1 protein-coding gene is annotated in these 244 nt (G+C 40.2%); it reads left to right on the plus strand.

The genetic code is table 11. From position 1 onward, the window contains the following. A partial coding sequence (locus AAEY62_RS24180) for a TilS substrate-binding domain-containing protein (protein ID WP_350637007.1) occupies window positions 1-244 on the plus strand: 244 nt, incomplete at both ends.

Raw genomic sequence — 244 nt, forward strand, 5'->3', positions numbered from 1 at the left:
CATGGCTAGAGCTATTTACTCATGTATTACCATCGCAAAAGCAGCTGGAGCAAATAATTAATCAGGCTATTGCAGCTAAAACCGATGCACAAATGCTTATTGAGCTTAGTGATGGACAAATACGCCGCCATCAAGGGCATTTATATTTTGTTGTACCAAGTACGCAAATATTAAACAACACACTAATTACTCGCAGTGAGCTAAAGCTTGCCGATGGTCGCTTACTAAAAAAACACAGTGGCGT

Source organism: Pseudoalteromonas sp. GW168-MNA-CIBAN-0100 (assembly GCF_040309225.1).
Lineage (GTDB): Bacteria > Pseudomonadota > Gammaproteobacteria > Enterobacterales > Alteromonadaceae > Pseudoalteromonas > Pseudoalteromonas arctica.